The 24,452-nt window shown below is 69.1% G+C and carries 17 protein-coding genes and 2 pseudogenes; 5 read left to right on the top strand and 14 right to left on the bottom strand.

The annotated features are described in order from the left end of the window. Nucleotides 1-126: 126 nt before the first annotated feature. Entirely contained in the window at nt 127-1,602 is a 1,476-nt protein-coding gene (locus tag FNV62_RS05840; RefSeq protein ID WP_097283033.1) for a hypothetical protein, read from the top strand. Between the two features lie 753 nt (nt 1,603-2,355). On the opposite strand, the gene FNV62_RS05845 is transcribed toward FNV62_RS05840, so the two are convergent. Continuing rightward, complete coding sequence (locus FNV62_RS05845) at nt 2,356-2,739, bottom strand: peptidase inhibitor family I36 protein (RefSeq protein WP_144314786.1); 384 nt, start codon at nt 2,737-2,739, stop codon at nt 2,356-2,358. 312 nt (nt 2,740-3,051) lie between these two features. Here FNV62_RS05845 and FNV62_RS05850 point away from each other — a divergent pair, with 312 nt between their 5' ends. Beyond that, a complete protein-coding gene (locus FNV62_RS05850) occupies nt 3,052-4,032 on the top strand; it encodes a helix-turn-helix domain-containing protein (RefSeq protein ID WP_225900161.1) in 981 nt (326 codons plus the stop codon). Nucleotides 4,033-4,711: 679 nt separating this feature from the next. On the opposite strand, the gene FNV62_RS05855 is transcribed toward FNV62_RS05850, so the two are convergent. From FNV62_RS05855 to FNV62_RS05865, 3 genes and pseudogenes are all read right to left on the bottom strand, one after another. After that, nucleotides 4,712-5,179: a DUF4232 domain-containing protein gene (locus tag FNV62_RS05855; RefSeq protein ID WP_164657604.1), complete on the bottom strand. Its 468-nt coding sequence runs from the start codon at nt 5,177-5,179 to the stop codon at nt 4,712-4,714. 357 nt (nt 5,180-5,536) lie between these two features. Further along, on the bottom strand, nt 5,537-5,680 hold the full coding sequence (locus FNV62_RS55380) for a winged helix-turn-helix domain-containing protein (protein WP_225900162.1): 144 nt from the start codon (nt 5,678-5,680) through the stop codon (nt 5,537-5,539). A gap of 245 nt (nt 5,681-5,925) precedes the next feature. Further along, nucleotides 5,926-6,282: pseudogene (locus FNV62_RS05865) on the bottom strand (ISAzo13 family transposase); the annotation flags it as partial. 8 nt (nt 6,283-6,290) lie between these two features. Between FNV62_RS05865 and FNV62_RS05870 the strand changes: the two are divergent. Beyond that, a complete protein-coding gene (locus tag FNV62_RS05870) occupies nt 6,291-6,845 on the top strand; it encodes a Tn3 family transposase (protein ID WP_164657608.1) in 555 nt (184 codons plus the stop codon). A gap of 78 nt (nt 6,846-6,923) precedes the next feature. Here the strand turns inward: FNV62_RS05870 and FNV62_RS05875 are convergent. From FNV62_RS05875 to FNV62_RS05885, 3 genes and pseudogenes are all read right to left on the bottom strand, one after another. Then, nucleotides 6,924-7,544: pseudogene (locus FNV62_RS05875) on the bottom strand (LacI family DNA-binding transcriptional regulator); the annotation flags it as partial. 235 nt (nt 7,545-7,779) lie between these two features. Beyond that, on the bottom strand, nt 7,780-8,652 hold the full coding sequence (locus tag FNV62_RS05880) for a universal stress protein (RefSeq protein WP_097283036.1): 873 nt from the start codon (nt 8,650-8,652) through the stop codon (nt 7,780-7,782). 111 nt (nt 8,653-8,763) lie between these two features. Then, a complete protein-coding gene (locus tag FNV62_RS05885) occupies nt 8,764-9,804 on the bottom strand; it encodes a LacI family DNA-binding transcriptional regulator (protein ID WP_143607104.1) in 1,041 nt (346 codons plus the stop codon). 310 nt (nt 9,805-10,114) lie between these two features. Here FNV62_RS05885 and FNV62_RS05890 point away from each other — a divergent pair, with 310 nt between their 5' ends. Next, nucleotides 10,115-11,923, top strand: a complete 1,809-nt coding sequence (locus FNV62_RS05890; RefSeq protein WP_144314789.1) for a coagulation factor 5/8 type domain-containing protein — start codon at nt 10,115-10,117, stop codon at nt 11,921-11,923. A gap of 22 nt (nt 11,924-11,945) precedes the next feature. On the opposite strand, the gene FNV62_RS05895 is transcribed toward FNV62_RS05890, so the two are convergent. From FNV62_RS05895 to FNV62_RS05925, 7 genes are all read right to left on the bottom strand, one after another. Further along, nucleotides 11,946-13,196, bottom strand: a complete 1,251-nt coding sequence (locus FNV62_RS05895) for an SGNH/GDSL hydrolase family protein (protein ID WP_054235211.1) — start codon at nt 13,194-13,196, stop codon at nt 11,946-11,948. Further along, a complete protein-coding gene (locus tag FNV62_RS05900) occupies nt 13,193-15,610 on the bottom strand; it encodes a glycosyl hydrolase family 95 catalytic domain-containing protein (protein ID WP_144314790.1) in 2,418 nt (805 codons plus the stop codon). Before FNV62_RS05900 ends, FNV62_RS05895 begins: the two co-directional genes overlap by 4 nt. Before the next feature lie 172 nt (nt 15,611-15,782). After that, nucleotides 15,783-17,600: an alpha-galactosidase D gene (locus FNV62_RS05905; RefSeq protein WP_144314791.1), complete on the bottom strand. Its 1,818-nt coding sequence runs from the start codon at nt 17,598-17,600 to the stop codon at nt 15,783-15,785. A gap of 36 nt (nt 17,601-17,636) precedes the next feature. Next, nucleotides 17,637-18,563, bottom strand: coding sequence for a carbohydrate ABC transporter permease (locus FNV62_RS05910; protein ID WP_097283041.1), 927 nt, complete (start codon nt 18,561-18,563; stop codon nt 17,637-17,639). Continuing rightward, entirely contained in the window at nt 18,560-19,498 is a 939-nt protein-coding gene (locus FNV62_RS05915) for a carbohydrate ABC transporter permease (protein ID WP_060900619.1), read from the bottom strand. Before FNV62_RS05915 ends, FNV62_RS05910 begins: the two co-directional genes overlap by 4 nt. Nucleotides 19,499-19,524: 26 nt before the next feature. After that, a complete protein-coding gene (locus FNV62_RS05920; protein ID WP_143600209.1) occupies nt 19,525-20,838 on the bottom strand; it encodes an ABC transporter substrate-binding protein in 1,314 nt (437 codons plus the stop codon). Nucleotides 20,839-20,960: 122 nt separating this feature from the next. Beyond that, nucleotides 20,961-22,139 carry an ROK family transcriptional regulator gene (locus tag FNV62_RS05925; protein ID WP_060900617.1) on the bottom strand — a complete coding sequence of 393 codons (1,179 nt, stop codon included), beginning with the start codon at nt 22,137-22,139 and terminating at the stop codon, nt 20,961-20,963. A gap of 183 nt (nt 22,140-22,322) precedes the next feature. Between FNV62_RS05925 and FNV62_RS05930 the strand changes: the two genes are divergently transcribed. Continuing rightward, nucleotides 22,323-24,431, top strand: coding sequence for an alpha-galactosidase (locus FNV62_RS05930; protein ID WP_143612534.1), 2,109 nt, complete (start codon nt 22,323-22,325; stop codon nt 24,429-24,431). Nucleotides 24,432-24,452 lie beyond the last annotated feature (21 nt).

Genomic DNA, 24,452 nt, shown 5'->3' on the forward strand with positions numbered 1-24,452 from the left:
ACTGGCCTCGGGGTCACGAGTGCGAGGTGGTCGGCGGAGAGGTGCCACTAGGCCAGCCGAGGTTGACTGAGATGCCGGTGCGCGTCATTGCCTGAGCGGTCGCGAGGTCGTGGTCACCTTTGGCTCATGAGCAACCATCCTCTCGTCGTCGTGGAGGCCCCGGACGACCGGGGACTGCGGAGTGTGCGAGTGCGCGGGGAGACCGTCGGCCGCGCCTGGTCGCGGCGCGACCTGGCGCGGCTCGTACGTCGGGCGGGTATGCCGGAGCTGGATCTCGACGATCCCGCCCGGGTCCACTGGCTGGCGGACCCGTCTTGCTGGCCTGACCGGCAATGGCGCAGACGAGGAGCCAGCGTCCTGATGGCGCTGGGACTTCTCGCGTCCGCGTCGGTGCTCTTCTACGTGGGCAGCGCAGACGCCTTCAACGCGCTGGCGTACGGGGGCCGAGTCATGGGGGTCGCCTTCGTCACCGCGGCGCTGGTGGAAGCCGTCGCGACCCTCGCGGTGTGCGACTACTGGGGTAAGAGGGTCCTGCGCTACTCGGGCGCGGCGGTCCTGGTGGGCGTGGGCATCGTGACGGTCACGAACCTGATGTTCCTGTTCACACAGATCCAGGGCCGCTCGTACACGCCGTTCCTCTGGCTCTGGATCACCCTGGTGCTGTGGGCTGCTTGGGCGTTCTGGCTGCTGACCCGTCAGAAGGCGTGGCAAGGGGTCCCGCACCCCAAAGGTGTCGCCCTCAGTGTGGTGGTGTCCGGCGTAGTCGGAATCGCGAGCCTGGCCTATTCACAGATGTACGTCCCTTATTCGGCGCCTGTAAGGATTTCCTTCGGTGTCTCGTTCGGTGATCCCACGGCGAGCGCGGACGGCGCCTCGCTTCATGTTCCGGCGCATATCGAGTTCCGTAACATGGGATCCGTGCGGATCTATGTCGTGGGCACCATGTGGAAAGTCAATGGATGGCCTACAAAATTCACCGAGAAGGGCGTCAGTGAGGACACGTGGAAAAGCGACGCATTGGGTTACAATCGAGCACTGAAGCACGTCGATTACTTCTACTCTCGCATGCTGGGAACCGGTAAATTCGCGGGGCCGGGGGACCGGTTGGACCCCGGCGTCGACCTCTCGCAGGACTTCGTGGTCGACGTACCGCTGCGAACGGGGCTCGGTCGTGTGGAGATCGATGCGACCGCCTCGTTCATCCGAGCCGACCGGGGCAAACTGGGGAACAGCTACGGAGATTCTGTCGCCCCTTCCTGGGACCTGGCATCGGGGAAGCATCTTGTGGACGCTCCCTCCAGGGTCGCGCGTTCCGGTGATGATTTCTACCGCTACCACTCGAAGATTTACCACAGCAGCGAAATGCTGAATCTGACGCACGCCGTCGACTACGCAACAACCTGGTGGGTCTTCCCCAAGTGGCAGGAAGGCGTTGATTTCGCCGAAGGCGACACCGACCCCGACCTTGTCCCGTCCATCTCGCGGGACCCTGAAGGTGTGGAACTTCTCAGCGACTCGGAGCAGGAACCCTATGGGATGACCACGCATTCCCGATGGGCCGAACGCAGCCTCGATGAACTTTTGAAGGCCGCTAAGAAATAACCCCTGCTGGTTTGGCCGAATGGTGTGCTCGCGGCGCGGCTGTGGCGCAGGCAATTCGTCGACGTCGTCCGTGTCGACCGCCTGATCGACTGCCGCGCGTTGCGGGCCGGACCTTTCTGGGTCATCGACCGCCTTGGCTCTCACCGCGGCAGTTCCCGGCTACTGGCGGGTGAGCCCGGCGAGATCGATCGGGCCCCGCGGTGTTGTCGTCCCCGTCAACCGCGGTCCTCGTAGTACTCGACGAGCGACAGGTGCTCCCGGCCGGAGCGATCACATGACGGCACGTAATAGCAGGTGTCGCAGCAAGTCTTGACCCACGGCATGCCGCCCCAGTCCTCACCGACCCAGACGACGCGCCTGCGGCCCGGGGACGGGCAGGTCCGGCAGATGGATCTGGTGTTCGTCGGTGAGGTTCTCCAGCTGCTTCGCGGCTGAGTCACTGAAGGCGAGGGGAAGGCCCCGGCCACGCCGCGCGACCCACCGTGGAGAACGCATGAATCTGCGTCGCTACAGGCCCGGGGCCGGGCCGCGGCGGCATCTCGCGTGGCGTGACACCGACACGTGGAGCGCATCCGGCATTGTGGCATCTGCCCGTCGAAGCGCCAGCCGCTGGCGGCGTGCCACGCTCCGGATGCCAGCGGCCCCCGGCACGGCCCGGGAGTCGCCGCATACCCGCGTGGGGCGCTGACAGCGATGACGGCCCGAGGGATGCCCCTGGCGGGGCGCCGCCCTCTTGCGTTTGACGGTCGCTGGTCAGCTGCAGTTGACCCACTTATTGGACTTCTCGTACCAGTGCGTGCTGCCGGTCCCCTTGGCCCCCCTGGCGACGACACCGCTGTTTCCGCCGTAGTTCGTCTGGTCGTACCACTTGTAGTCACAGGAAGTGCCGTGGTTGTACCACGACATGAAGTCCTGGAAGACCGAGAACTGGGTCAGGTCCGGGTTGGGCCCCGCGACCTGTTGCCTGTGGCCGGTGTAGTTCTGCCCGGACCAGACGCAGAAGTAGCCCGACGGGCAGTCCGACGCCGCCAGCGGAGTGGCCTCCGCTGCACTGGCAGCACCTGCGCTTCCGGCCAGCAGCCCACCGGTCAGCACGATGCCGCCGGCAATAGCTCCGAACTTCCTGGTTATGCGCATGCTGTCACTCCTCTTCGCTGAGCTCGCCGATTCTCGTGGTGTCGTTCTTCGTGGGCCGTACTTTGCGGGCGCTGGCTGCTCCAGCACCCGCTGTTGAGTTCAACGGCTGGCACTTGTGTGGTCTGAGTGCATCGTTCCGTCAAGGCACCGGTCGCGTCGTGAGCAAACAGCGCACTCAACTTGGCGCACAACGCACTTCTAATGGTCACCGCCCACCGAGGATGATCACGTGTCAGGGCGGGCGGACAGGCTGTCCGCGTCGCATCCGTGCCACCTGGCGGCATCACTCGGGGGGACGTCATCCTGACCACCATGCTGGACACCGCCCACCTGCCAGCCGCCGACCGGGCGGCGGCCTGGGTGGCGGCCACGGGGCAGGCACTGATCACCACCCGCACCGCCTTCCTCGAACGGGACCGGGTCAAAGCCCGGATCCAGGCCATGGCGCTCGGGCCGGTCCAGCTATCGGTGATGTCCTACACGCCGCTGTCATCCCAGCGCACCCCGCGGCTCATCCGGCAGTCCGATCCGGAGATGTACCAGCTCGCGCTGACCCTCGAGGGACAGCAGAGCATCGAACAGGCACGGACGTACTCGTCACTCGGTCCTGGTGACCTGCTCCTGTACGACAGCTCGCGGCCGTTCACCGCCACCGCGGGCCCGAACCTTCCAGGAGCCCGGACGATGCTGTTGCAGTTCCCCCGGCGCCTGCTGCCTCTGCCGGAGAAGACCGCGGCACCACTGTGCGGAGCGGCCCTCGACGGACGAACGGGCGTCGGGTTGCTCCTGCGGCAGTTGCTGAACGGCCTGGCCGACACGCACGCCGATCTCACCTCCGCCGACACCGCCCGACTGGGCACCACCGTCATCGATCTCACAGCAACCCTGCTCGCCCACCACGCCGACCAGCAGAGCCTGCTACCGACCGGCCCACGGCAGCGCGCACTGTTCGAGCAGATCAGCGCCTACATCACCACCCACCTGCACGATCCCGGCCTCACCCCGAGCACCGTGGCCGCAGCCCACTTCATCTCCACGCGCTACCTGCATCGCATCTTCCAGCAGCACGGCACCACGGTCGGCGACACCATCCGGCAGCAGCGCCTCACCCGCTGCCGACGCGACCTGGCCGACCCCGCCCAGCACACCGTCCCCATCGCCGCCATAGCAATGCGCTGGGGCTACCCCAGGCCGTCCGACTTCACCCGCGTCTTCCGCACCGCCACCAGCATGACCCCCAGCGAATACCGCACCGCCGGCACCAAGGACGGGCCTGAGCCTCTGCCAACTTGAACAACAGGCTGGTGTAACCCGTGCTCGGGGTGCTCACGCCGACGATTCGGTCCCTCCGCGCAGGCGAGGGTGAGTGCCTATTCCTGATCTCGGGAGAGCGACGTCGACGTATCGTGACGCTGTGAAGAGAGTCCGTTGGTCCGCGATCGGCGTGTGGATGGCGTGGTGGGCGGTCGTCACAGTCGGCTTTTGGCTGCTCAGCAAGGTTACGGATCAGTCGCTAGGCCTCGTAGGGTGTGCAGCCACTTCTGCGCTTGTGATCGTCTTGGGTGAGCTTGGTGACCGCCTGCGGCGACGCCGGAATGCAAAGCGCGCTGCTCTGCGGGCTCAGGCCGACGAATAGTCAGGTGTCGGCTTGAACTGGAGCGCATCCTTCCGGCCCTGTCCTCCCCGCGCAGGCGGGGGTGAGCCGTCGGTGGAGTGGACTCGCCGGATACCGACCCTGTCCTCTCCGCGCAGGCGGGGGTGAGCCGGCCCCACGAGCGTTGTCGGGTCTTCGAAGTTACAGTAACTCCAGGTCAGGAAGGCCGTAGGGCTCGATGAGCCGGGGCCACGCAAGCGGTTGACGGCCGACGCAGAGTGCGAGGCCGGGTAATTGCCTGGGGAAGTTCAGTCCGGCACCACGGCCACCAACCGACGAGAACGCAATGCCGGCACGGGGCGGTGTGCCGTGCGCCGTCTACCGCAGTCGGGGTGCGCCGAGGTGAACGGTGTCGCAGAACACCGGGGTCACATTCCGGCCGTGTAGGTCGGTGATCTGCACGGTAGCGCCATAGTCGGTGGGCGCGGGGTGCGGCGGCAGCACCTCGATGCGTGGGTCGTCGTCGACCGGTATCGAGCAGGAACCGTCAGGGGCAGGGGACGCAGGGTAGAAGAGCGGGAAGTCGACCGAGTTGCCGGGGCCCAGCATCAGGCGGACCGGCGCCTTCGCTTTCGGCTCCGACCAGACGGCCGGCCCTTTGCCCGCGTAAGCGTGAAGCTCCGGATAGCCGTTGAAGGCGCAGGACGCGGTGCTGGCGTTGGTCGCGCTCAGCAGGGCCGTCGGCGCCTTGCTCGACTTGTCGGCGAGGCGCGTCAGTCTCCATCGCAGCTGCTTGGTGCCGCATGCGGCACCTGGTCGGACGCCTGCCGAGGCCGAGGGCGACACGGTCGTCTGTGACGGTTCGACGGTCGGCGCCGTTGTCCGTGACGGCCCGGTGGTCGGCTGCGCGGCAACACGGTGTTCTGGACCGCAGGCTGCAGCAGCCACAACCACCCCCAGGCTGATCGCGCAGACTGCCGCTGTTCGCCGTGCCATGAGTACATCCCCCTGGTGGAGCACCCCTGCAAAGGCCGTGTGCCCCCCGCTTCTGACTCCCGGACAGGGAGATGCACACGCCTCCCGGAAGGTTCCCAAGGCTGATTCCCCACGCCCATGCCTGAGCCATCTTCCGACCACCACGACCCCCATAACAGGGGCAGTGCCCGCAAGAAGCGCTCCCGCATCGCACAATGACTTGGGGATTCACGCAATAGCGGCCAGACCTCCCGGCCGCGTGAGCCCGGCCACGGTGTACTCGACGCCGAACCGGCGGCGCACGATCTCGGCGATCCGGGCTGGCGTCCAGCACTGGTCACTCCAGCCGAAGGCGGCCGGACCGGCATCCAACGCCGTTTCCAGAACGCGCAGTTGTCCCGGATCGAGCTTGCAGCGGGCACCGCCAGGACCCTTGGAGGCCAGCCGGTGTCGACGATGCGGTCGGCACTGTCGTAGGTGTGGTTGTTGGCGGTGCCGCCCGTGGTGGGGCAGTCCAGGCCGGGGGCGCCGGCTGGGGTGGTCAGAGACGTGCGGTTGTTGCGGCTGTCAAAGGCGTACGTCCGCCTGCCGCAGACGGTACTGGTGGCGTTCTGCCCGATGAGCTTTGCGAGGTCCTGGGCGGTGGCTGCGGTGATCGGGGCGGGCTTGATGGGGTGGCTGAGTCCTTCCAGGAGCGGCGTGACCTCGTGGACCGCGTCGCCGACCGCCTCCCTGGGGGAGCCCAACAACGCGGTCAGCGCCCTGACTTGTGTCTTCCAGCGGTTTCGGATCACGGTGGCAAGCAGCCGGTCGGACAGCGAGAGCGGGCCGCGCCGCAAGGTGTGGTGCCGGGCCCGCTTGTGGTGCAGGCTGATGGGCGGGTGATCGAGGATGTACTGCTCGACATCAGCCTGCAGTGCGGCGAACTCGCGTGTCTCCATGCCGCAGATCACCGGATGGTGCAGCCAGCGCTTGCGACTTCTTGGCCAGCCCCGGCCTGCATCGCGAGATCCACGGTGGGCTCCAGGTCGTCGAGAACTGGAACTCGGCGAACACCGTGCTGCACGACGGCAAGGACGGCGCCCTGACCGGCCCGGACAAGGAGCACGCCGAAACCTCAATGCTCGCCCTGCACCTGCTCCAGTCCAGCCTTGTGCACGTCAACACGCTGCTGGTGCAGCAGATTCTGGCCGAGCCGAAGTGGGCGAAGAAGCTCAGCGACGAGGACCGGCGGGGCTTGACCGCGCTGTTCTGGTCCAACGTCAACCCGTACGGCACCTTCCGCCTGGACATGGACAAGCGCCTCGACCTCGGGCCGGCCCTGCGGTGCCCCGCCCCCGGACCCCGGCGGACGCCGCCGACCGATCGAGCACGGAGACACGATGAAGGACTTCCAGGACCCCGCCGACCCTCGGACGAACGAGGCGACCCTGAGGGCGTCACCCGGCCTCGACCTGAAGTCCCACCACCAATGGATGACGGCGTTCTGGCATGCCGGCAGGGCGGCCTGAAAGGTGCTTCCTCCGGCTGGCGCTGACGCACTGCGCTATGTCGCGCCACAGGACCGCGTCGTCCTTGAAGGTTTCTTCGACTGGTACTGCCAAAGGTTCCCCACGCCGTGCTCGGCGCAGGCGGCCCGGAACCCTGCGAGCCGGTCGCGTACACAGCCGAACCGCGCGGGCCCGGTGAGGACCAGCGGCCTGCGCCGGCCCCCGGCCAGCAGGTGACGGGCGGCCGCCGCTCCGCCCTCGGTGTTGGCGGCCGTGACGGACGGGAACTCCGGGTGGTGTCCCCGGTCGTCGACGAGGACCACGGGCAGACCGTCGCGGTGCAGCGCCGTCAACATCTCGAGGGTGTTCTCCGGCTCCACCACGAGCAGCCCGTCGAAGGCGCGCGCCGACACCTGGCTGGTGAAGCGGGCGACGGACTCGGCGCCCCTGTTGCAGGTGAACAGCAGCAGCCCGAAGTCGGCGGCCTCCACCGTGTCGACGACGCCCTGCAGCACCTCGCCCATCCACGGCCAGGTCAGTGAGGGCACCAGCATGCCCACCGTCCGGCTGCTGCCGCGGGCCAGCCCGACGGCACCCGAACTGGGTACATAGCCCATGCGGTCGATGACCTCGCGGACGCGGGCGGCAGTCGACGCGTCGACCTCGCCACGGGTGTTCAGCACCCGCGACACGGTCGTCTTGCTCACGCCGGCCGCCTGGGCCACATCGGCGATGGTCACGGCCACAGCTGCCTCCCGGCACACGGGGATCGCGGCTTCCCGCGCCATGGGTGGAACCGGTACCGGAAGCGGTACCGGAACCGGTTCCGGCGCTGGGCGGGGAGTCAACCGGACTGTCATGGTGCCGTCAATACACGCCGAGATTGCCCGGGCCGAACCTGAACCCCGGCCTTGCCTTCGGGACTTGAACGCGCCCGAGGGCCCCGCCCGTGCCGGCGCGGGGTCGGAACGTACCCCCGGGTCAGGAGTGCGGAACCACCGCCACCGGGCAGGGCGCGTGGTGCATCACCGCGTGGGTCACCGAACCGATCCGTGCCCCTACCGCCGAGTGGTGTGCGCGGCGACCGACGACCATCAGCTGGGCCCGGTCGGCCAGTGACAGCAGGACCTGCCCGGCGCTGCCCATCTCGACGTGCTGTGTGACGGGCACGCCGGGGAAGCGCTCCCGCCACGGATGGAGCGCCTCGGCGAGCGCCTTCTTCTCGTACGGCTCCAGGCCCCCGGCCTCGTCCAGCAGCTTCAGCGAACCGGGGCTGTAGGCGAACACCGGCGGCAGGGTCCACGCACGTACGGCGCGCACTCCGGCACCACGCGCCGCCGCGGTCTCGAAGGCGAACCGAAGGCCGGCCGCGCTGTCGTCCGGACCGCCCTGCTGGCCCACGACGATCTCCCGGCCGCCCGCTTCGGACGCTGCGCGGTCACCGGCCCGCACCAGGACGACCGGGCACGGGGCCTCGGCGATCACCTGCTGGCCGACGGAACCGAGCAGGAAGCCGACGATCGTGCCGTGTCCGCGGGATCCGAGGACCAGCGTCCGGGCCGCCGCGGCCTCGGCCAGCAGCGAGTCGACGGCGCCGCCGTCCAGGACCTCGGTCGTCACCGGCAGGTCCGGGTGCCGGTCGGTGACGGTGCGGGCCGCGTCCTCGGCCATGTCCCGTGCCCAGCGCTCCTGCTCGTCCCGGTCCGCCCCGCCGAGCAGTTCGTGGTGCGACCACTGCCAGGCGTACACCGCGCGCAGGGGCAGCCCGCGCCGGACGGCTTCCCTGCCCGCCCAGGCCAGCGCGGCCCGGCTCTCGGGGGATCCGTCCACGCCCACGGTGATCCTGTCGGTCATGCGCCTGCCTCTCCGTCGCCGGCTCGCCCGCGGTGCCGGTCCCTCGATCCTGCTGACCGGTCCAGTGTCCGTCACCGCCACCGCAGGGTCGCGCAGGGCTCGGGGTGCCGCCTACGCCGACTCGCGCACCACGAGCTCCGGATCGAAGATCACCGAGGTGGGCTCGGTGCGCGCGCCCCGGAGGTGCTCGTCGAGGAGTCGGGCCATCACCGAGGCCATCTCCTCGACGGGCTGACGCACGGTGGTCAGCGGCGGGCGGCAGGCCGTCGCCGCGCTGGAGTCGTCGAAGCCGATGACGGCGACGTCGTCCGGCACCCGTCTGCCCCGTTCCCGCAGCACCTGACACACCCCCTGGGCCATCAGGTCGTTGGCCGCGAACACCCCGTCCACGTCGGGGTGTTCGGTCAGCAGTCCGGACATCGCGGCCATGCCGCTGTCGAGCGTGAATCCGCCCTCGGCGACGGGTACGTACGGATGTCCCCTGCGCGCCATCGTGTCGCGGAACCCGGCGAGCCGGTCCTGGCTGGCGTAGACGCCCAGTGGCCCCGTGACGGTGACGATCCGTCGGCAGCCCCGGTCCAGCAGATGGTGGGCGGCCATCCGGGCGCCGTCCCGGTGGGCCAGGTCGACATAGCTGAGCGGCACCGGGCGCGACGGCCGGGCGAAGAGCACCGCGGGCAGGCCGGCGTCGGCGAGCAGCGCCGGCAGCGGGTCGTCGGCGTGGGTGGAGACGACGAGCGCGCCGTCCGCGCTGCCCTGCCGCAGATCGTTCAGCGCCTGCTGTCGCGTCTGAGCGGAGTCGGCGAACATCAGCAGCGGGTGCATCGACCGGGGACGCAGGTAGTCCACCACGCCGGTGACGACCCGGCCGAAGAACGGGTCCGCCAGCACCCGTGCCGTGAAGGCGTTCCGCTCCTCGCCGGAGACGTCGCCCGCGCCGGAGACGATGAGCGCGACCGTCTCGGTCCGTCGTGTCACCAGCGACCTGGCGGCCCGGTTGGGAGCGTATCCGGTCCGTTCGACGGCCTGGCGGACCGCGTCCTGAAGGGCGGGATCGACGCTCTGGACGCCGTTGACGACGCGGGAGACGGTGGCGCGGGACACGCCGGCCTCCCGCGCGACGTCCTCAAGCGTGGGGGCCCGTCTGCTCATGTCAGCAGCCTATCGGCCCGGCGTCACGAGGGCATAGAGCGCTCTCTCGCACCACGGCACCGAGGAGTACCCACCCTCGTGAGCGCACCTCTTGAACGCAATCACCCACGGCCCAGGGAGCCTCGGCGGAGCCCAGACATCACCGAACTACCGCAAAACATCCACCTGTTGACGTCTCATCGGGAAACAATCCACGGCACTCGTGTGACAACTCTTGACGCTGTGTTCACGCGGATGAAGCATGCATCGGCAAGAGAGCGCTCCCCGCACCTCCAACCGTTCACTTTCTGAACCAGGAGAGTCGCCCCCCATGCCTCACTTCCCCATGGATTCCCCGGACTCCGTCCGGTCCCTTCCCGCCAGACGGTCCGTCCTCGGAGCGATGGCCGCCACCGCGGCCTCGCCCGCGCTGCTCGGTCTGTCCTCGCCGGCGTCCGCCGCGTCCGCGGCACCCGTCGCGCAGCCGCGAGCCCTGCCCGGCGGCGGCGATCTCGGTCCGAACGTCATCGTGTTCGACCCTTCGACCTCCGGCATCCAGGCCAAGCTGGACGAGGTGTTCCGACAGCAGGAGTCGGCCCAGTTCGGCACAGGCCGCTACGCGCTGCTGTTCAAGCCGGGCACCTACAACGGGCTCAACGCCCAACTCGGCTTCTACACCTCGATCGCGGGCCTCGGCCTGTCGCCGGACGACACGGCGATCAACGGCGATGTGACCGTCGACGCGGGCTGGTTCAACGGCAACGCAACCCAGAACTTCTGGCGTTCGGCGGAGAATCTCGCCCTCACCCCGGTCAGCGGGACCAACCGGTGGGCGGTCGCCCAGGCCGCGCCCTTCCGGCGGATGCACGTCAGGGGCGGTCTCAACCTCGCCCCCACCGGCTACGGCTGGGCCAGCGGCGGCTACATCGCCGACAGCCGTATCGACGGCTCGGTCGGACCGTACTCGCAGCAGCAGTGGTACACCCGCGACAGTTCGGTGGGCGGCTGGGCCAACGCCGTCTGGAACATGGTCTTCTCCGGTGTCCAGGGCGCACCCGCGCAGTCCTTCCCGAACCCGCCGTACACCACCCTCGACACCACACCGGTGTCGAGGGAGAAGCCGTTCCTGTACCTCAACGGCAGCGAGTACCGCGTCTTCCTTCCGGAGCGGCGCACCAATGCCCGCGGCACCACCTGGGGCAGCGGCACCCCGCGCGGCACGTCGCTGCCGCTCACCCAGTTCTACGTGGCCAGGCCCGGCGTCAGCGCCGCCACCCTGAACGCCGCGCTCACCCAGGGCCTCCATCTGCTGCTGACCCCGGGGATCTACCACCTCGACCAGCCGATCCAGGTCGACCGCGCGGGCACCGTCGTCCTCGGACTCGGTTACGCCACCTTGATCCCGGACAACGGCGTCACCGCGCTCAGGACCGCCGACGTCGACGGGGTGCGGCTCGCGGGATTCCTCATCGACGCCGGTCCCGTGAACTCGTCGACGCTCCTCGAAGTGGGCCCCACGGGGGCTTCAGCGAGCCACTCCGCCAACCCGACCACGGTCCAGGACGTCTTCATCCGGATCGGCGGCGCGGGCGCCGGCAAGGCCACCACCAGCGTGGTGATCAACAGCCGCCACACGATCATCGACCACACCTGGGTCTGGCGCGCCGACCACGGCACCGGCGTCGGCTGGGAGACCAACCGGGCCGACTACGGCATCCGTGTCAACGGCGACGACGTCCTGGCCACCGGTCTGTTCGTCGAGCACTTCAACAAGTACGACGTCCAGTGGTATGGCCAGCGCGGGCGCACCATCTTCTTCCAGAACGAGAAGGCGTACGACGCGCCGAACCAGGCCGCCATCCAGAACGGAAACGTCAAGGGGTACGCGGCCTACAAGGTCGCCGACTCCGTGACCACGCACGAGGGATGGGGCCTGGGCAGCTACTGCTACTACAACGTCGATCCGACGATCGTCCAGCACAACGGCTTCGCCGCGCCGAACACACCGGGCGTGAAGTTCCACGACCTGCTGGTCGTCTCGCTGGGCGGCCAGGGTCAGTACGAGCACGTCGTCAACGAGACCGGCGCACCCACGTCGGGCACCTCGACGGTGCCGTCCACCGTGGTCTCGTACCCCTGACCGCCCCGCGCGGAGCCTGGGTTCAGCAGGACGTCAGGCTCCCGAGGTCCACCGCGTCGGCCATCGCCTGCATCCCCTTGTCGTTGGGGTGCAGGTGATCGCCGCCGTCGAAGAACGGCAGGATCAGCTGCGGGTCGTACGGATTGCGCGTGATCCTGTCGAAATCCGTCACGGCGTCGAGCGCGCCGCTGTTCCTGATCCAGTCGTTGACGCCCTGGCGCACGGCCTCGGAGGCGGCGTCGTACTCGGACCAGCCCTTGAACGGCATGACGGTCGCGCCGACGACACATTTGCCCGCCGCGTGGGCCCGGTCGATGATCTGCCGATAGCCGGCGATCATGTCGTCCACCGTGACACCGGAGTGGGCCTTGATGTCGTTGATGCCTTCGAAGAGGAAGACCGTGCGGACCCCGGGCTGGGAGAGGACGTCACGCTGAAGTCGGTTCAGAGCCGCCTGCCCGGCGCCGTCCGCGAGCACCTTGTTGCCCGAGATCCCCTCGTTCGCCACTCCCTTCACGGTGAGCCCGGACGCGGCCTGGAGCCGCCGGGACAGATAGTCGGGCCAGCGGCGGTTCTGGTCGGTGGTCGAGGCCCATCCGTCGGTGATGGAGTCGCCGAGGGTCACGACCGAGCCGACCGAGGCGGACGTCTCCACGTCGACGGCGTCCAGCCAGTACCAGGAGCCCATCGGATCGGTCCAGTTGGCCGCGCCCTCTTCGGCCGCGTGGTCGCCCGCGGTCGCGTAGTTGGTCTGCATGGCCATGCCGTGACCGGTCGTCGGTCCCTGGGCGCCGGTCACGTACAGGCTGATGACCAGGTCGCTCTGGGCGGCCAGTGTTCCGGGCAGCGGATCGCTGAACACGGTCTCGCCGGCCGGGACGGTGACGGACGCGGCCCCGCCGAAGGACAGCCGCCGGTTGGAGCCGTGGACCAGCTCCGCACCCTGCTTCCGCAGCCCGGCGTACGCGCTCGCGAAGGTCACCGGGTGCTCGCCGAAGGCGTTGGACAGCCGGATCCGCAGGTTCGTGCCGCCGACGCTGGTGCGCACGATCAGTCGGTAGCTGCGGTCGGCGGGTCCCGCCCCCTGCCGGTCGGCGCTGGCGCCCCAGGTGACCACGGAGTGCTTCGCCCGCGCCTCGGCGGCGGGCGTCATCGGCGTGCCCGACGAGACCCCCGGCTGCGCCGCCGCCGAGGCGGTCAGGGGTCCGCAGACCGCGAGAAGCAGCGCCGATACGACGCCCACGGCGCGGCGTCGGAACCGGGCGCCGCTCACCCGAGGCCCCTCAGGGTGACGGACTCACCGGGCTTGAGGCTGACCTTGCGCGAGGCGCCGCCCGCGACCACGGTCGTCTCGCGGCCCCCGACGCTCTTCAGCGTGGCCCGGGTCACCTTGCCGTTCTTCCAGCTGAGGTCGGCGACGAAGCCGCCTCGGACGCCCACGCCGGACACCGAGCCGGACGCCGCCCAGGCGGCGGGCAGGGCGGGCAGCAGCTCGACGTGTCCGGGGCGCGAGTAGACCAGCATCTCGACCATCGCCGCGGGGGTGCCGAAGTTCGCCTCGATCTGGAAGATGCCCCGGCCCGTCTCCACCTCGTAGATGTCGAAGAGGTTCATCGCGCTGCCGTTGCTGCCGTTGACCGACGGCTTCAGGTTGTTGACGACCAGCTGGTAGGCCTTCTCCGCGTTCTTCAGCCGCGCCCAGCACAGGCTGCGCCAGGCGTTGGCCCAGCCGAAGCTGTTCATCCCGCGCGCGGTGAGCAGGGCGGTCGCGCCGTCGAGGATGTCCTTCGGCGTGGAGCCGTCCGGACGGATCCGGTCGCCGGGGAAGAGGCCGATGAGCGGGGAGAGGTGCCGGTGGGTGGTCTCGCCGAGGTTGTCGGGCGACATCCACTCCTCGAGCCAGCCGGTCTTGGGGCTGACCACGGGCAGGTAGAGGCGCGCCCGCAGTCCGTCGATGGTCTTGCGGTAGGCGGCGTCCCTGGCGAGCGCCTCGGTCGCGGTGCGGTAGTTGCCGAAGAGGTTCCACACCAGTTCCTGGGCGTACGTGATGCCCTTGGCGTCGAGCGGGCCCTGTTCGGGCGACCAGTCGCTGTCGGCGATGAGGACCTCGCGCTCGGTCCCGGACGCGTCGGTGACGGTCGTGGTGATGAGGCGGGCCTCCCAGAACTGCACGGCGCCCTTGAGGAGGGGGTAGATCTTCTTGAGGTAGGCGCGGTCCTGGGTGTACTCGTAGTGCTCGAACAGGCTCTGACAGATCCAGGCGTTGCCCGCCGGGTGCCACCACCAGCCGCCCCCGCCATAGGGGTTGGTGGAGATCGCCACGGTCCAGCCGGCGATCTTTCCGCTGGAGTTGCGGTACCGGTTGGCGGAGTCGTTGAACAGCCGCTGGGTGACCTCCGTCCAGTCGGGCAGCTGTACGAGGCAGTAGTCGGCGAAGGCGTCGAAGCAGTCGGACAGGCCCGCCCGGTCGGCCATCCAGTAGTTCATCTGGAGGTTGACGTCGGTGTGGTAATCGGCCATCCAGTCCGGGTCATTGCCGTCAAGCCAGGGGCCCTGGAGTCCCATCGGCAGGCTGCCCCGGGATCCGGAGATCATGAGGTAGCGGCCGAACTGCAGGTAGGCGGCCTCGAGTTCCGGGTCGGGGATGTCGTCCCGGTGACGCGCCCGCAGCCGCTCGAAGGTGTCCAGTTCACGCTGCGCGGCGGAGGACGTGCCGAGGTCGATGTCCAGCTGTCCGAACACGGCCCGGAAGTCGGCGACATGTGTGTGCAGCAGGGTGCTCGCCGAGTGGCCGGCCGCGTTCAGGACCTTGGTCCTGGCGAGGCGCTCCGGGGCCAGGGACGGGTCGCGGAACTTCGTCGCCGCGTCGGGCACGTAGTTGGTACCACCGCTGACGACGACGGTGAGGTCCTTGCAGCCGCGGAACGCGATCGACGTACCGTCGACGCGGACCCTGCCCGTGTCGCTGTACGCGGTGACGGCGGCGCCGTACTTCAGGCCGTTGGCCAAGGAGGCGCCGAACGACGCGTAGCGGCCCGCGCTGTTGGCGGTGGTGGACTCGCCGTGGGTGCCCGCGAGGGAGACGGTACCGGTGTAGGAGCCGCCGCCCTGCTGGGAGAAGTACAGGACGATGGCGTCATCGGGTCGGCTGGCGAAGATTTGCCGCCGGTAGGTGACGCCGGAGATGTCGTACGAGGTGCTGATCAGGCCCTGGGCCAGGTCGAGGGTGCGCCGGTAGTTGTTGACGTTGCCCAGGTCGTGGTCGGGGAGGGCGACGGTGAGCTCGGCCAGCATCGTCAGGGAGCCGAAGTCGTCCCGGCCGTACGGGAACTGACCGTCGCTCTGCAGCTTGTCGTTGAGACCTCCGGTCCACAGGGTGGCGTCGGTGATCATCAGGAGTTCGCCGGCGGGGTCGTTGCTCGCGAGCACCCCGAGGCGCCCGTTCCCGACCGGCAGCCCCTGCTCGATCATCGACTTGGCGGAGCCGGGAGCCCCCCACCACAGCTGGTTCTTCGCGGCGTCGGCCGCGGACAGCATGGGCGACGCGGTGGGGCGCAGGGGGGCCGCCGAGGCGGTGAAGGCGGGCAGACCACCGAGTGCGGTGGCCGCGCCGGCCGCGGCGGCGAGGGCGAGGAAGCCTCTGCGGTTGGGGGTGTTGTCGCGTGATGCGTTGTGCTGAACGTCCACGGTGTTGCACTCCATATCCGGGAGCTGCTCATGCGGGAAGGACGGCTGCGGACCGTCGGCGTGCTGCAGGTCCCCGCGGGGCCCGGGTCGTGTCACCGGGCCCCGCGGGAAGCGGGTCGGACGGACTGCTGAGCTGAGAACCGACCACTGAACCAAGAACCGCCTGCGGAACTCAGACCGACTGTGGGACGACGATCCTGTCGATGTCGGGGGCGTATCCGCTGCCGCTGTCGAAGGTGATCGTGTTGGAGCCCGCCTTCAGGGCCAGTTGGACGCTGACCGTCTCGGCCGTGCTCCAGTCGCCCGTGGAGGGGAACTTCTCGCTGGTGCCGTTGCCGCTGGTGGAGAAGACGGTCGCCGAGCGGGGGTCGCCGCTGACGTAGGCGACCTGGACGGTGTAGATGCCGTCCTTCTTCACCGTGACGTCGTTGAACCGCAGCTTGCCGCCGGTGTAGAGGTTGCCGACCTTCTTGCCGCCGGAGCAGGCGTCGCAGCCGGCGACCGAGGCGTTGCCCGACAGGGTGTTGGCGGCGGACTCCGCCTCGTAACTCGTGGTGGTCAGCGTGCCGCCGCCGGGCTTGACGGTGAACAGCCGCGAGCCGTGGGCGGGCAGCGCCTCCGTGATCTTGTTCTTGTAGGTCCCGAGGTTCGCCTTGTTCCACAGGTCGCGCACGGAGGCGTTCCCGCTGAATCCGAGGGAGGCCCACTGAGCGGTGACGGAGGCCGGCGAGTCGGCGAGGTTGAACAGGGCGACGGTGTAGCTGCCGTCGGCGTTCTTGGTGCCCCAGACCTGCTGGTCGCCGACGGTGGTGACCGGACGCGCGACGGGCGAGTCGTTCTGGTCGACGGCGATGACTTCCTTGTTGGTCAGCAGGGAGACCCCGTAGCTGTCCAGCTTGGTGAGGTCGTCACCGGTGAACAGTGGCGACTTGTTGATGGCCCACAGAGTCATGTAGCTCTGCCGCTCGGCCTTGGTGAGGCCGTCCATCTCGCCGTTGCCGACGTCGATGCCGTCCAGGTCGTTCCAGCCGCCCGGGCCCGCCTTGCGGCTCCACGCGGGGGCGTCGTCCCACCGGTCGTTGACCGAGTTCTCCCAGGTGACAAGGGTGTTGCAGTAGCACTCGACGTCGGTGTCGATGCGCCAGCCGTTGGAGTACTTCTTCCAGTCGGCGGCGTGGCCGATGTCGAGCGACCAGGAGAGTTCGAGGTGGATCGGGCGCCCGGCGGTGGCGATGGCCTTCTGCCAGGCGGCGACGTCGGGGACGTTGTCGTAGTTGTCACCGGACTTGAATGAGCCCGGGCCCACGCCGTCCAGCTTGAGGAAGTCGTAGCCCCAGTCGGCGAACTGCTGTGCCTGCGAGTCGATGTACTTCTGCGCGCAGGGCTTGTCGAAGTCGATCTTGTAGGCGTTGTCCCAGCCGTTGGTGGTGCGCAGGTCCGGGTAGACGATGTCGGCGGTGGTGCAGCCGGTGGCGTTCCAGATCGGCGTACTGCCGTCGCCGTACGCGCCCTTCTCCAGGCCGACGGGCAGGTAGATGCCGGCCTTGAGGCCCTTGGAGTGGATGTGGTCGGCGACCGACTTCATGCCGTGGGGGAAGCGGACCGGGTCGGGCGTCTGACGACCGTACTGGTCGAAGCCCGTCTTCCAGGTCTTGTCCATCCACCAGCCGGCGTCGATGTTGACATGGTCGTAGCCGTAGTTCTTCAGCCTGGCGGCGAGGGCGTCCGTCTGCTTCAGGACGTTCGCCTCGGTGAGGTAGCTGTAGTCGCCGTCAGGGTTGAGGCCCGGGTACTTCGACGACTGCATGCTCCAACTCGACCAGCCCATGTACGGCTTGGCGGCGACGGGAGTCGTGGCGGTGGTCTCGCGCGGCACCGGGGTCTTGGCCTGTGCGGCCGGGACGGTCGTCGCGAGTCCTGCCGTGAGGGCGAACACCACCACGGCTCTCAGGGTGCGTGCGGGCAGGACGGAATACGAGGATGACCGCATGGGTCGTGCCTCCTGTGGGGTCAGGGTTGGGGCGGCTCAGCCCTTGCCCGAGCCGATGGTGAGTCCGCTGATGAACTGGCGCTGGAGCGCGAAGTACACCAGGAGTGTGGGGATCGCGGTCATCAGGGCGCCGGCCGCGATGAGGTTGGGATTGGTGAAGTACGCACCCTGGAGGTTGGCCAGGGCGGAGGTGATCGGGCGCTTGTCGCCGCTCTCGATCAGCGCGAGCGGCCAGAAGAAGTCGTTGTAGATCCAGATCGATTCGAGGGTCGCGAGGGCCGCGAACGCGGGGCGGCACAGCGGCAGGATGATCTGGAAGAACTGGCGCCAGACGGGGGCGCCGTCCACGAGCGCCGCCTCGGAGATCTCCTTCGGGATCGTCTTCATGTAGTTGCTGAGGACGAAGGTGCAGAACCCCGACTGGTAGGCGATGTGGATCGCGATGATGCCCCAGGCCGAGTTGTAGAGGAGGAGGGAGTCGCTCATCCACTGCGGCAGCGGGATGAGGAGGTAGAGGCGGTACAGGGGGGTGATGAGGACCTGTGCCGGGAGCAGGTTGCCCGCGGTGAACAGCATCAGCAGGACGATGTTCCAGCGGAAGTCGAAGCGGGAGACGAAGAAGGCGACCGCGGCCGAGAACAGCAGGGTGCACAGGACGGACGGCACCGTGATGAGGACGGAGTTCCAGAAGAAGTGCGGCATCCCGGACTGGCTCCAGGCGTCGCTGAAGTTGCCGAGGCCGAGGCTGTGGGGCCAGGAGAGATAGCCGTGCTTCGCGGTGTCCGAGTAGGGCCGCAGCGAGGTGTACATGGCCCACAGCAGCGGGACGAGCCACAGCAGGGCGATGCCGCCCAGCATCAGATGACGGCCGGTCTGGCGCCGCGGCCCGGAGGGGGTCTTCGGCGTCTGCTGCGCGCGCCGGGTCCGCGGTCGGGAGGCCGGTCGCGGCACGGTCGTGGTCACTGGTCCTCCTTGCGGAAGTTCTGGACGAGGAAGGTCCCGATGGCGGCAAGGGAGACCACGAGCAGGACGACCGCGAGGGCGGAGCCGTAACCGATGTGACTGGACTCGCCGATGATGTTGTCGGTGATGAGGAGGGACAGGAGTTCCATGCCAGGCTTGCTTCCGACGCCGCCGCCGAGGACGTAGACGACGTCGAAGGAGCGCAGGGACTCCATGACCGTGATGACCAGGATGATGACGTTGACCGGTTTCAGGGCCGGGAAGACCACCCGCAGGAAGGTCTGGCGGCCGTTGGCGCCGTCGAGCGCGGCGGCCTCCTTGAGCGCCGGGTCGAAGCCCTTCAGGCCGGCCAGGTAGAGGATCATGATGTATCCGGTGTGCCGCCAGCTGGAGGCGACCAGGACCGCCCACAGGTTGAGGTCGGGGTTGCCCAGCCAGTCGATGTGGTGGCTGGATCCGGCGGCGCCCAGGATGCCGTTGAGGAGCCCGGTGTCGGGGTTGTAGATGATCTCCCAGATGAAGCCGACGACGGCCAGGGAGAGCACCATCGGCAGGAAGATGGCGGTCTGGTAGATCCTCGTGAAGCGGATCTTCCGGTCGAGCTGGTAGGCGAGGAAGATGCCGAACGGGGTCGGCAGCAGCGCCGTGAAGAGCAGCCAGATCACGTTGTGCCGCACCGCGGGCCAGAACGGCGGGTAGTTGGTGAAGATCTCCTTGTAGTTGTCCAGGCCGATCCAGTGGATGTCGGCCAGGTCGATGCCGTCCCAGGTGGTGAAGGACAGCCCCAGGGAGGCCAGCGCGGGCAGCCAGACGAAGAAGAGCAGGGCCGCCAGCGGGATGCCGATGATGACGGTGAGGAAGATCCGGTCGCCGGTGCCGAGGCGGCGCGGGCGGGCGCCCCGCGGGGCGGGGGGCGTGGTGGGCGCGGAGGACACGGTGCGTGAGACCTTTCCGGTCCTGGTCAGGCCGTGAAGAAGCGCGAGCGCTGGGACTCGATCTTCGTCAGCGTTCCCGAGCCGTCGTCGGGGTGGCTGAGCCACTCGGTCAGGCCGGGGAGTACGACGGTGGAGATGAAGCCGGGGTCGCTGTCGCGGTCCGCGAACTGGCTGATCTGCTTGGCGGAGGCGATGAGGTCGGCGGACTTCTTCTGGAGCGCGTTGTACGAGCCGGTGCTCGCCTTGTCGTTGACGGCGAGGTTGCTCGGGTCGACGCCCATGTACAGCTCCTCGGTGTGGGCGCCGCCGAGGAACTCCAGGAACTTCTTGGCACCGGCCTCGTTCTTGGGCCGGCGGCTGAGCATGAAACCGTCGGTGGGTGCCTCGACGGCGTCCTGACCGTGCGCGGCGTCGATCTCGGGGAAGGGGAAGAAGTCGATGTCGGCGCGTATCTTCTCGTCCGTGATCTGCTGTCCGAGGAAGAGGCCGATGACGGCCATCCCGGACTTCTTGTCGAGCAGCGACTGGGCGGCGTCCTGCCAGGAACGGCCGGCGGCACCCTGCTGGTAGTAGGGGGCGAGTTCGCGCCAGTGGTCGAGGGTGGCGAGGGCGCGCTTGTCGGTCCAGGAGACCTTGCCGCGCATCAGGGACATGTGGAAGTCGTAGCCGTTGGTTCGCAGGTTCACGTAGTCGAAGGCGCCGAGGATGCTCCAGCTGTCGCCGCCGCCGTAGCCGGAGGCGATCGGGGAGAGCCCGTCCTTCTTCATCCGCTTCGCGAGCGCGATGAACTCGCTCCACTTCTGCGGGACTTGGTAGCCGCGCTCCTTGAAGAGGCTCTTGCGGTAGAAGACGGCCCACGGGTAGTTGTACAGCGGCACGAAGTAGTACTTGCCGTCCTCGCCGCGGGAGAGCTGCTTGGTGGCGTCGCTGAAGTCGGCGCCTATCGTGTCCCACACGTCGTCGAGGGGGCTGCAGAGCTTCTTCTTGGCGAAGTACTGCATGCGGTAGCCGGCGAACCAGGTGAAGACGTCGTCGGGGGTGCCCTGCAGATAGGTGGAGATGCTCTTCTGGAAGGTGTCGTGGTCGACGGTGTTCGTCTTCACCGTCAGACCGCTGTCCTTGGCGAACGCGCCGGTGACGGAGGCGTAGGCCTTCTTGGGGGTGGCGTCGGCGCCGTTGGATCCGAAGGTGACCGTCTTCGGGTCGGCCCCCGCTCCCCCGCCGCAAGCGGTCAGAACGGGCGCGGCCAGTGCGGCGGCGCCGAGTCCGAACAGTCCGCCGACGACTCTGCGGCGGCCCAGGTCACGCGCAGCCAGGGGATTGCGGCTCTGCTGCGTCATTGTTGCTCCTCACGCGTGTCCGTACATGTCTGATCTTCAGTGCGAGGCTGTGCTTCAGTACGTGCTGGTCGGTGCGTGGTGTGCTCGTCGGCGCGTGCTCGCCCCTCAGGGCGTCGTGCTCCTCAGCGCGCGTCCGAGGTGGTGAAGGACTGGATGGCGGTGGCCGCCGCGCCACGCGCCCACTCCTCGAAGGGCAGCGGCCTGGTCTGTACGTCGCAGTCCGCGGCCGAACCGAACGCGGCCGCGGCGAACGCGTCACGGATCTGTTCGGCGAACAGGTCGTAGGCGGCCAGGCCTTCGCCGGAGATGATCACGCGCTCGGGGCCGAGGAGGTTGGCCACGGTCGCGATGCCCCGGCCGATCGCCGCTCCCGCCCGGGCGTACACCTCCCGGGCGCCGGGGTCGCCGTCGTGGGCGAGGGCCAGGGCCGCGGTGGCGTCGGCGACACTCGCGCCGGTGACCTCCCGGATCCGGGCGACGATCGCGGGGTCCGAGGCGATCGCCTCGACGCAGCCCCGGTTGCCGCAGTGGCAGCGAGGACCGGCCGGGTCGATCGGCACGTGCCCGATCTCACCGGCCACGCCGTGCGCTCCCGCCACCACCTGTCCGTGCACCACCAGACCGCAGCCGATGCCCGCGCCGACGGTCACCAGCGCGAAGTCGGACAGCCCGACCCCGGCCCCGAACCACTGCTCGGCCACCGTCAGCGCCCGAACGTCGTTGTCGAGGGTGACCGGCAGTCCGGTCGTGGTCGCGGCCAGTTCGGCGAGGGGAACGTCGTGCCACTCCAGGAACGGCGAGTAGCGCACCACCCCGGCCGCCCGGTCCACGTCTCCCGAGACGGCGATGCCGAGCCCCCGGACCTGCACCCCGAAGCCGTCCGCCTCGGTCAGGAGTTCCTGTACGAGTCCCGCGACGGAGGTCAGTACCGCCTTGGGTTCGCGGGAGGTGAGCGGAACGCGCCGGGCGACCCGGATGCGGCAGCAGAGGTCGGTGAGTACGGCGATGAGCTCGTCGCCCGTCACCTTGATCCCCAGGAACAGGGCCCTTCCTCCGTCGACCCGCACCGGGTTGGCGGGCCGCCCGAGGACGGGCTGCCGTGCGTCCTCGGCGATGTCCTCCACGAGGTAGCCGGCCTCGATCAGCGGCCGGACCGCCTTGGTGACCGCCGCCGCCGACAGCCGGGTCCGCCCCGCTATCTCCGACCGCGTGAGCGGGCCGTGGGACAGCACGGTGGTGAAGATCTGGGAAGCGGCCGGCGTGTGGGCCGGGAACGCCTCGGTGGGAGAGGTCGAACGCATGGCCGGAACCTAAGGCCCTTATTTTCTGCTGTCAATGAAAGAAGCAGGATTCTCCTGAGGATGCTCCAGGAGGTACCTGTGACCTGTGAATTCCAGAATGCGAGCAAGCATTGACACGTGATCCAAGGTCAGGGTTGGCTTTTCCTCGTCTCGTACGTGAGCACCACCTGAACGCGAGGATTCATGTCGCCGATCTCCTTCGCCCCGGACACCGGGGTCTGGCTGCTGTCCACACCGCGCACCTCGTACGCGCTGCGGATCGACGAGACCGGAGCGCCCTGCCATGTCGCGTGGGGTCCACGACTGACGCCCGCGGAGGCCGCGGAGCTCGCCGTGCCACCCGCGCCCGAGGCCAGCAGCTTCGAGGGCAGGCCGACCGTCGGGGAGGAGCTGCCGGTCGACGGCGGCACGCGCTACGGACCGCCGTCACTGCAGGTCCGGTTCGCGGACGGCGCCCGCGCCTTCGAGTGGCAGCCGACCGGTCACGAGGTCGACGAGGGCGAGCTGACCCTGTCGTTCCGCGACCGCCGCTACCCGTTGCGGGTGGCGCTCCACTACCGGGTGCGCGAGGACACGGACGTCATCGAGCGCTGGACCGTCGTCCGCAACGACGGCGACGAGCCCGTCACGCTGCTGCGTGCCGACTCCGCCGCCTGGACCCTGCCGCCGCAGCGGGACTACCGGCTCAGCCATGTCACGGGCCAGTGGTCCGCCGAGAGCCAGTTGCGACGCGACCGGCTGCCGTACGGCGAAACCGTGTTGACCAGCCGTCGCGGGATCACCAGCCACCACGCGAACCCGTGGCTGATGCTCGACGCGGGTGAGGCGACGGAGGAGCACGGGCGGGTGTGGAGCGCCGCCCTCGCGTGGAGCGGGAGCTGGCGCGTCACCGTGCAGCGCACCCCCGACGGGCGGGCCGGATTCACCGGCGGCCTCGGCCAGGACGGCACGACCGTGCCGCTCGCTCCGGGCGAGGAGTTCGCCACTCCCCCGTTCGCGGGACTGTGCACCGACGGCGGCTTCGGCGCGGCCAGCCGCGCCTGGCACGCGTACGTCCTGGCCCATGTCCTGCCCCATGCCGACGAGTTCGCCCCGGTGCTCTACAACTCCTGGGAGGCGACCGGCTTCGACGTCGACGAGGTCGGGCAGAAGGCGCTCGCCGAGCGGGCGGCGGCGCTCGGGGTGGAACTCTACGTCGTCGACGACGGCTGGTTCGGGGCGCGCCGCAGCGACCGTGCGGGCCTCGGCGACTGGACACCGGCGCCCGACCGCTTCCCGGACGGACTGGCCCCGCTGGTCCGCACGGTGCACGGGCTCGGGATGCGCTTCGGCCTCTGGGTGGAGCCCGAGATGGTGAACCCGGACAGCGACCTGTACCGCGAACACCCCGACTGGGTACTGCACTTCCCCGGCCGCCCCCGCTCCGAGCTGCGCAATCAGCTGGTCCTCAACTTCGCCCGCCGCGACGTCGCCGACTGGGCCCACGGCTGGCTGACCCGGCTGGTCGGCGACCACGGCATCGACTTCCTCAAGTGGGACATGAACCGCGCGTTCAGCGAGGCCGGCTGGCCCGACCGGCAGGACGGCACCGACCGCCTCGGCCCCGCGTACGTACGCAATCTCTACGGCGTCCTCGACCGTCTGCGCGCGGACCATCCGGCGCTGCGGATCGAGACGTGCAGCGGTGGCGGCGGCCGCGTCGACCTGGGCATTCTCTCCCGCACGGACCAGGCGTGGGCGTCGGACAACACCGACGCCGCCGACCGGATGGGGATCCAGCAGGGCTACGGCCAGATCTACCCCGCCCGCACGATGGGCGCCTGGGTGACCGACGTACCCAACCAGCTCACCGGCCGCACGGTCCCGCTGCGCTTCCGCTTCCACGTCGCGATGGCCGGGGCGCTCGGCATCGGGGGCGATCTCACCCACTGGTCCGAGGAGGAACTGCGGGAGGGGGCCGACCTGGTCGCCACGTACAAGAAGGTCCGCCATCTCGTCCAGCACGGCAGCCTTGACCGGCTGTCGCCGCCCGCCGAGGACTCGGTCTGCGTCGTGCAGTACACCGCCGCGGACGCCTCGGAGACTCTGGTGCTCGCCTACCGGCGTGTCTCCCGCCACGGCGCGCCGAGGCTGCCGGTCCGGCCGCGCGGTCTGACCCCCGGGGGCCGCTATCGCGACGCGCGCACCGGCGCCGTGCACCACTCCACGGTGCTCGGCGAGTACGGTATCGACCTCGAGCTGCCGGCGGGCGACTGGTCCAGCACGGCGGTGCACCTCGTCCGGGAGGACTGACACCCCGTCAAAGTGCTGGTG

It is taken from the genome of Streptomyces sp. RLB3-17 (genome assembly GCF_007113425.2).
GTDB lineage: Bacteria > Actinomycetota > Actinomycetes > Streptomycetales > Streptomycetaceae > Streptomyces > Streptomyces mirabilis_D.